Consider the following 8,215-nt stretch of genomic DNA (forward strand, 5'->3'; position numbering starts at 1 on the left):
GCACACAAAAAAGCCCCGGATTTCTCCGGGGCTTTTTTGTGTGCGCCGCGTTGCGGGCGGGCTTGTTCGTCAGATTAAAAAAGCGTTAACTTCGGGTTGCGGTTCCACGCATGACGTTCGTGAGCCGTACCGTCGTTCCTTTGCGGAATGATGGAAGGGGCGGCGACAGGTTCAGAGTGTTGTCATGAAGACATTGTCCATCGAGGTGCGGCGGGCAGAACCGCTGGATGCAGCCGCGGTGTCTGAGGTTCACCGCGAAGCCTGGCGCCAGGCCTATGCGGGCCTGATCCCGCACCGCCCGCTGACCGAGATGCTGGAGCGACGCGGCGAGACCTGGTGGCGGCGGGCAGCCCGAGGCCCGGCCACCCTGCTTGTTCTCGATGTCGCCGGCACGATTGCCGGCTATGCCACCATCGGCCTCAATCGCGCCCGCGCTCTGCCGCAGGATGGCGAGATCTACGAGATCTATCTGCGCCCGGAATTCCAGGGCATCGGGCTTGGCCGACGCCTGTTCGGCGAGGCGCGGCGTCTGCTGAAATCGCTCGGCTGCAATGGCCTTGTGGTCTGGTGTCTGGAAGACAGCGAGCATGCCATCCGCTTCTTCCGCCGGCATGGCGGGCTGGATCTTGCCGAGGGCATGGAGGATTTCGCCGACGTGCGTCTGCGCAAGATCGGTTTCGTCTGGCCCTGATCACGGCGTGCGACACCGCCTCTGGCAGAGTGATCACGGGCAGCTTCCCGCCCGGGCTTTCCTCTTGATCATCATGTTGCAATGCAGGGAATTTCCCAGTATCGAGGCGTCACCATCCAACGCTTTCGGGGAAAAACATGCGTATTGATGCAATCAAGATCGGCAAGAACCCGCCGGACGACGTCAACGTCATCGTGGAAGTGCCGGTCGGCGGCCATCCGATCAAGTACGAGATGGACAAGGAAGCCGGCGCGCTGATCGTTGACCGTTTCCTGTACACGCCGATGACCTATCCGGGCAATTACGGCTTCGTGCCGCACACGCTCTCGGAAGATGGCGACCCCGTCGACGTTCTCATCTGCAATACTCGCCCGCTCGTTCCGGGCTGCGTCATCGCCGTTCGCCCGATCGGCGTCATGATCATGGAAGACGATGGCGGCAAGGACGAGAAGATTCTCGCCGTGCCGGTTCCGAAGCTGACCCAGCGTTACGACAAGATCCACAACTACACCGATCTGCCGGAAATCACGCTGAAGCAGATCGAGCATTTCTTCGAGCACTACAAGGATCTGGAGCCCGGCAAGTGGGTGAAGATCGGCGGCTGGCAGGATGTGACGGTGGCCAAGAAGCTGATCGTCGAAGCCATCGAGCGCTACAAGGCCCAGAAGTAATCAGCGCGCGAGCAGCTGATCGAGCTTTTTCATCAGATCCTCCGGGTCGCCCTCGATCCGGAGGATTTTTTTGCGCGCCGTTTCACCGGAGATGAAGGCGATGGAGGATTTGGGAAGCCGCAGCGCCTTCGCCATCAGCTGGATCAGCGCCTTGTTGGCCTTGCCGTCTTCCGGCACGGCGGTAACGCGTGCCTTCAGCCAGCACTCACCATCCACCGTCGTGTCCAGCCCATCGATCCCGTCGCGGGATGCGTTCGGCGTCAGGCGGACGGCCAGTCTCAGATGGTCGGCAAAGGCCTTGGCCGGGCTCACCGGATGAAGAGCGGCGCAATCGTCGTCCACATCAGGGAGCGGACGAAGAAGATGATCAGCAGCAGGATGACCGGCGAAATGTCGATGCCGCCGAGGTCCGGCATGACGCGGCGGATCGGCCGCAACGCCGGCTCGGTCAGATTATACAGCATCGTGCCGATGGAGTTGACCACCTGGTTGTGCGAATTGATCACGTTGAACGCATACAGCCAGGAGAAGATGGCGCTGACGATGAGCACCCATGTATAGAGGTTCAAGGCCAGGTCGATGGTCTGAAACAGCGCGATCATCCAGAACTCCATATCTGTAGTTGACAGACATGTAGACATTGGCGAACTAAGCGGCAAGTGCCCTGGCAGTGCCCATGGCAAATCATGTTTAACAGGCGACCGCGGCTCAGGCGGTGCGTCGAAAGCGACTCCTGATGTCCATTCCCGCCTCCGGCGACCGGTTCGCCGCCTTCCGCCACAGTTCCTATGCGCGCTTCTTTTTCAGCCGCTTCCTCGCCGCCTTCGCCATCCAGATCGTCAGTGTGTCGGTCGGCTGGCAGATGTATGACGTGACGGGAAATGCGCTGTATCTCGGCCTGATCGGCCTGTTCCAGTTCCTGCCCTCGCTGCTCCTGATCCTTGTCACTGGTTCTGTTGCGGATCGCTACAATCGCCGCGCCATCGTGGCCGCCTGCCTTCTGCTCGGCAGCCTGTGCACGGGCGCCCTTCTGGCGCTGACGCTGACCCACAGCTTCTCGCCCTGGCCGGTGTTCGGTATCCTTCTTGTCTTCGGTGTGGAGCGGGCCTTCATGGGGCCGGCGGTCCAGTCGCTGGCGCCGAACCTGGTGCCGGAACAGGATCTGCCGAACGCGATTGCCTGGAACTCCTCCTCCTGGCAGACGGCCTCCATTCTCGGCCCCGTTGCGGGCGGCCTGCTTTATGGCGCAAGCGCGGTCGCGGCCTATTCCACCGCGCTCCTCTTCATGCTTGCGGCTGCACTTCTCATCATCAGCATTCCGAAGCCGGCGCAGCGGGCTGCCTCCAAGGCCGTGAGCTGGTCCACCATCCTTGCCGGCTTCCGCTTCATCTGGGGCGAGAAGGTGGTGCTGGGCGCCATCTCGCTCGACCTGTTTGCCGTGCTGCTGGGCGGTGCGGTCGCGCTGATGCCGGTCTTTGCCCGCGATGTGCTCGATCTCGGTCCCTGGGGCCTCGGCCTGCTGCGCTCCGCACCCGGCATCGGAGCAATCGTGGTGGCGCTGTTACTCGCGGCCTATCCGATCCGCAAGCATGCGGGTGTTGCCATGTTCGTCGGTGTCGCCCTGTTCGGCCTCGGCACGGTGATCTTCGGCCTGTCGCAGACGGCCTGGCTCTCCATCGCAGCCCTGATGCTGATGGGCGCCTCCGACATGATCTCGGTCTATGTCCGCGAAAGCCTGATCATGCTGTGGACGCCGGACGAGGTGCGCGGTCGCGTGAACGCCGTCAACATGGTCTTCGTCGGCGCCTCCAACGAGCTCGGCGAATTCCGCGCCGGCACCATGGCGCATGTGATCGGCGCGGTGCCCGCCGTCGTTGTCGGCGGCTTCGGCACGCTGGCGGTCGCCATCATCTGGGCACTCGGTTTCCCGAAGCTGCGCAAGATCGACAATCTCGACGCGCCGTCCAATCCCTGAGCCGGGCCGGGACGGCCGCTTCGGCTCGCCCGCCTGAAGGCGGATCGGGCGTGCAACAAGGTCAGGAGAACGCGGCTTCCAGCTTCGGACGGCTGCGGGCGCGTTCAGCCTCGAAGACCGGACGCTGGAAGACCAGGTCGAGGAAGGTCCAGAGCCAGGCCTTCAGCGGCGCATCGAAGATCATCCGGCCTTCCAGATGCTCGCGTCCCTGCTGCGCATTCGGCAGAACGAACCGCGACGCGCCCCGCACCACCCAGCTGTGCATCATCGCCCGCGTCAGCTCCGCGTGAAACTGCACGCCCCAGGCATTGTCGCCATAGCGGATCGCCTGATGCGGATAAGCATCGCCTTGCGCCAGCAGTTCCACGCCGCGCGGCACGTCGAAGCCTTCGCGGTGAAAATGATAGACCATCCGCGGCCAGGACATGATGAGGCGACCATGTTCGGTGGCCCGCAAAGGGTACCAGCCGATTTCGGTCATTCCCTCCTTGTCAGGGCCAACGCGGCCGCCGAGGTTCTTCACCATCATCTGTGCCCCGAGGCAGATGCCGAGATAGGGCTTGTTTTCCTTGAGTGGCACGGAGATCCAGTCGATCTCCGTCTTGACGAAGGGCTCCGGGTCATTGGCGCTCATCGGGCCGCCGAAGATGACCGCACCGGAATGGCAGGCAAGTGACCTGGGAAGTGGATCGCCCAGCGCCGGGCGGCGGACGTCAAGGGGAAACCCCTTCTCGAGAAGCATCTGTCCCACGCGGCCGGGCGAGGAACGTTCCTGGTGGAGGACGACGAGAACGGGGTCTTTCTGCATGCGTTGCGACGGGTTCATCAGCATCCGGCTATCCTCAGTCTCCTCCCGTATCGCCTCCCACAGTGCGCGCGGCCACCTTTTGCCGCTCCATCACCCGGTCGCGGGCCGAAACGCCCAGAAGATCGGCGATCCTCCAAATCACGTGATCTTCCATTTCGCTGCGTTCGCCGTCGGCATAGACGAGATCCCAGAGGGCGCCCACCAGCGCCACGGCATCGTCCGGCGTGAGGTGTCGTTTAAGATCGGAGGTAAAGCGATAATAGTCAACCGCTTCGGAGCCGGCCTCGCGACCGGCCTCGATCAGTTGCTCCAGATGCACGCTGTCGAGATGGTAACGCTCGCGTAGCAGGTCGTGCAGGCGGCTCTTTTCCTGGTCGGAGATCATGCCGTCGGCTTCCATGACCTGAAAGCAGAGGGCGACGAACGCGACGCGCGGATCATCCGGCGCGAACTCGCCATGCGGCCTGTCGCCGGTGATCTCCTGGATGAAGTCGAGGATACGGTCGAACATCTCTTGTCTCAGAACAGCTTCAGGCGCGTCGCGGGTTCGCTCACGGTGTCCCTGTCCTTGACCCCGGGGTCATCGGGCAGGCGACCGTTGAAGGGGGCGGAAGGCTCCTCCCTTGCCGTTGACGCGGGGGCGGGCGCGGCTGCCGGTTTGGCCGGTGTTGCCTCCCGCGGCGGGACCACGGAAAGTGTCGGTGATCTGGCGGCCGCTGTTTCTGCCGTGGCAGCCGCATCGATCACCGGCGACAGGCGCGGCTCGGCCGGCAGGTCCGATGTCGAGAGCGGCGGCAGGCTGGCAATGGCGGTGTCGGCGGCGAGCGAGCCTTCCTCCACCGGACCCTCCAGCTGGCCGAAGGGACGCTTCCACTCGAAGGCATCGAGACGCCCGGTGACGGGGGACAGCGGCAGCCAGCGTTCCGACACGACGCCGTCGGCCACCCAGGCCGGATCGCGCGGCGCACGCAGCGCCTGGTTCAGCCAGTGGCGGATGCGGCCCTGGTCGCCGGTCTCGTTTTCCTCGATGTCGGCGAGAAGAAGATAGGTGGCTTCGCGCGGGTCCATGCGCAATGCAGCCTCGGCCTTTTCGCGGGCGCGCCTGAAATCCTTGGTATCGAGCGCCGCCTGGGCGACCGCCAGCAGGGAGTCCGGATTGTTCGGCTTCAGTGCCTCCAGCTTTTCGGCGCGCTTCAGGCGGTCGGCGGCGCTGTCGCCGCTGCGGGCCCGCAGATAGGCCTCCGACAGTTCCGGATGCGGGGCGATCTTCCAGAGATTTTCCAGGATGGCGGCCGCCTTGCGCAGATTGTCTTCCCGCAAATAGGCTTTTGCCGCGATGATGCCGGCCGGCACCAGATCCTTGGCGAGCTTCAGGGCAGCTTTCGCATCGTCGCGGGCGCCCTTCGGGTCGCCTTCCAGCCGCTCGGTGGCGCGTGCGGTCAGAAGCACGGCCTTCCAGCGGTCGGCCTGCCGGCGTTCGATGACATTGGCGATCTTCTGCTGGTCGAGCAGGCGGATCGCATCTTCCCAGCGGCCGGCCTGACAGCGATATTCAAGCGTCGCTTCGGCGGCCCAGGGCAGGTAGGGTGCGTTCTCCACCGCCGTTTCGGCATATTGGCGGGCCGCTTCGTTGGCGCCGAGGCGGCGCGCTTCCATGTAGAGCCCGCGAAGTCCCAGTTCCCGCGTTTCCGGATCCTCGGCCATCTTCTCGAATTTTTCGCGCGCCTCGTCATGGCGGCCTTCGATCAGCGCCGTCTGCGCCTCCAGCAGCTGGATCAGCGGTTCCTGGTCGGCCCGCAGCAGGCCACGGGCCCGGGCGCTCATCTTGCGGGCCAGCAGCGCATTGCCGGCGCCCGCTGCGATCAGCCCGGTCGAAAGTGCCTGATAGCCGCGGTCGCGCTTGCGGGCGCGAAAGAAGCGGCGCACCGAATGCGGAGAGGTCCAGATCGTCTGGATCAGCCACCAGACGAACATCACGGCAAACACCAGCGCGACGATAACGGTGGCCGCCACCATCAGGCTGGTTTCGATCTCCATGCTCTGCCAGGTGATGGTGATCAGGCCCGGCCGGTCGGCAAGCCATGAAAAGCCCCAGCCGAGAGCGAGCGTTGCGACGGCAAACAGGAAAAGACGGATCATCGGGGCTCTCCTCAGCCGTTGGCGCCGGCGCTGGCCATGGCGCGCGTCAGCGTGCCGTTCATCAGGTCATCGACGGCAATGCGCGCGTCGAGCGCCTGCTTGAAGGGAGCGGATGCCTGGCGGGATGTCTCCGGCAGCTTGCTCCATTCGGCAGACGCGGCCTTCAGATCGCCATTCTTCACGCGCTCCTCCATGCGGGCAACGATCGCTTCCGCCGTCTCGCCCTCCACCTCGCCGACGGGGCGCACGCGCACCACGCGCATGGCGCTTGCGAGAAGCCGCTCGGTGATCGACTGGCCCTCCACCGGCTGATGCGCGGCGTCCAGAATGGCGTTGGCGGCGGCCGGCAGGCGCCGAGAAAGCTCCGCCCGGGTCGGCACGCCATTGCTGGCATAGGGACGCAGGCCTTCGATCGCCGGGTCGCCCTTGGCAACGCCGGCATAGGTCGCCAGTTCCGCCTCGAAGGAGCCGCCGCGCTCCGTGGCGGCCTTCAGCGCCGCGGCCGCGAGGGCGCGGGCGACCGCCTGTTCGCGACCCGGCTGGTTCACCTTGGCCGCCAGCGTATCCATCTGCCGGTTCAGCTCCGCGTCGCTGGCACCCTGCGCCTGCAGCGCGGATTTCAGGCCGTCGATATCGCTCTTCATCTGCTGCAAGGCAGCCGTCATCTGGCCGGATGCCCCGGTATTGCCGGAGGATTTTTCCAACGCCGCGACACGGGCGGTCAGGTCCTGTCCGCCGGAGCCGCCGCTGCGCAAGGAAGCGACCTCGCGGCGCAGATCCTCCAGCGCCGCCGAACTTGCGCCGCCGCGCTGCTGCGGATCGAGCCCTGGCAGATAACCGGCATATTGCATGCTGCCGGCCAGCGCGAGCGCGACGATGCCGCCGAGAATACCGGAGGCGATCATGGCGGAGGTTTTCGGCCCCGCGGCCGGCGGCGTGACAACGGGGGCGGCGGCGGCCGGGATCTCCTGTCGCGCATCGGCGTCCACCGTGTTGCTGGCGACCGCTTCCGGCTTTGCGGGCGATGGCAGCGGATCGACGGTCTCCGGGGCTGGCCGGGCACTGTCCGGCGCCTGTGCTTCGTCGGCAGGATCAGGGAAGGGACGTGCGGCCGTCTCGGCGGCCGTCTCGTTCGGCGGTTCCGCAGACTTTGCGGACGTGGTCCAGAGTGCGGAACTGCCCGTTGCGGCCGGCGACACCGGCGCTGCGGCGCAATCGTCGTTTTCCGGGGCGTTTGCCGGCGTCTCGCCATGGTCCGTGGAGGGGGGAAGGACTGCGGCATCAGGAGCGGCCGCAGGGCCATCGGCCGGCGTGCTCTGGGCTGGCGCGTCTTCCGGGGTCGCAGTCTCGATCACCGCATCCGTATCGGTGCTGCGCACCGGTTCGGCGACAGCAGGCGGTTCCGCAGCTTTTGTCTCCTCGGCCGCCAGATCGATCGTGACCGGTGTCTTTCCCGAACGGGAGCGGCGGGGCGGCTTGTCGGAAACCATGGCAACCTCATTCTGGACTGTCTTGTTCGAACCTAGTCAGCCGGACGGCGGATGGAAAGAGGCTCAGCGGATTTTGGTTCCCCCGCACGACGAAAGAAGAAGGAGAAGCTGGTCCTCGTCCGGCTGGTCCGCGACATGCAGTTCGATCATGTCTTTTTGCGGGACGGCCTCGGCCACCTGCGGGCTGAGGCACAGAACATGGAAAGCATGATCCCGCTTTTCGGTCAGCCGGGGTGTTAGCCGGCGAAAGACATGCCGGGCTGCTTCCTTCGAATAGAGAAGCAGGGCCTCGGGCAGCGGCGAGAGCGCCGCCACAGCCTCGGCACCCCATGCCACCTCCCGCATCGCATAGGCGACGACGGTGGACACCTTGATGCCGGCCCGGGCAAGCCCGGCCTCGAAGGCGGGCGATCCGCGCTCTCCCGCCTTCGAGGCCGGGCT

At 65.2% G+C, this 8,215-nt stretch carries 10 protein-coding genes; 3 read left to right on the forward strand and 7 right to left on the reverse strand.

The features are described 5' to 3' along the window. The first annotated feature begins 184 nt into the window (after positions 1 to 184). Positions 185 to 691 (forward strand): GNAT family N-acetyltransferase, encoded by a 507-nt coding sequence (locus tag FNA46_RS23030; RefSeq protein ID WP_143127564.1) that lies wholly within the window; start codon positions 185 to 187, stop codon positions 689 to 691. A 137-nt stretch (positions 692 to 828) separates the two neighbouring features. Continuing rightward, complete coding sequence (gene ppa / locus FNA46_RS23035; protein ID WP_143127565.1) at positions 829 to 1,362, forward strand: inorganic diphosphatase; 534 nt, start codon at positions 829 to 831, stop codon at positions 1,360 to 1,362. Here the strand turns inward: ppa and FNA46_RS23040 are convergent, their stop codons facing one another. After that, positions 1,363 to 1,674 carry a DUF167 domain-containing protein gene (locus FNA46_RS23040; protein ID WP_143127566.1) on the reverse strand — a complete coding sequence of 104 codons (312 nt, stop codon included), beginning with the start codon at positions 1,672 to 1,674 and terminating at the stop codon, positions 1,363 to 1,365. Then, positions 1,671 to 1,964, reverse strand: coding sequence for a YggT family protein (locus tag FNA46_RS23045; RefSeq protein WP_143127567.1), 294 nt, complete (start codon positions 1,962 to 1,964; stop codon positions 1,671 to 1,673). The genes FNA46_RS23040 and FNA46_RS23045 overlap by 4 nt, the downstream gene beginning before the upstream one ends. A gap of 134 nt (positions 1,965 to 2,098) precedes the next feature. On the opposite strand from FNA46_RS23045, the gene FNA46_RS23050 reads away from it, so the two are divergent. Further along, a complete protein-coding gene (locus FNA46_RS23050; protein WP_185969968.1) occupies positions 2,099 to 3,337 on the forward strand; it encodes an MFS transporter in 1,239 nt (412 codons plus the stop codon). Positions 3,338 to 3,398: 61 nt separating this feature from the next. Here the strand turns inward: FNA46_RS23050 and FNA46_RS23055 are convergent, their stop codons facing one another. The 5 genes from FNA46_RS23055 to FNA46_RS23075 all read right to left on the reverse strand — a co-directional run. Beyond that, entirely contained in the window at positions 3,399 to 4,169 is a 771-nt protein-coding gene (locus tag FNA46_RS23055; RefSeq protein WP_143127568.1) for a glutamine amidotransferase, read from the reverse strand. 10 nt (positions 4,170 to 4,179) lie between these two features. Beyond that, the gene (locus FNA46_RS23060; protein ID WP_143127569.1) at positions 4,180 to 4,656 is read right to left on the reverse strand and encodes a tellurite resistance TerB family protein; all 477 of its coding nucleotides are present in this window, start codon (positions 4,654 to 4,656) and stop codon (positions 4,180 to 4,182) included. Between the two features lie 8 nt (positions 4,657 to 4,664). Beyond that, entirely contained in the window at positions 4,665 to 6,284 is a 1,620-nt protein-coding gene (locus FNA46_RS23065; protein WP_143127570.1) for a heme biosynthesis protein HemY, read from the reverse strand. An 11-nt stretch (positions 6,285 to 6,295) separates the two neighbouring features. After that, positions 6,296 to 7,774 (reverse strand): hypothetical protein, encoded by a 1,479-nt coding sequence (locus FNA46_RS23070; protein WP_143127571.1) that lies wholly within the window; start codon positions 7,772 to 7,774, stop codon positions 6,296 to 6,298. Between the two features lie 63 nt (positions 7,775 to 7,837). After that, the coding region (locus FNA46_RS23075; RefSeq protein WP_185969969.1) for a uroporphyrinogen-III synthase at positions 7,838 to 8,215 on the reverse strand (378 nt) is incomplete at its 5' end.

Source organism: Affinirhizobium straminoryzae (assembly GCF_007004135.1).
GTDB lineage: Bacteria > Pseudomonadota > Alphaproteobacteria > Rhizobiales > Rhizobiaceae > Neorhizobium > Neorhizobium straminoryzae.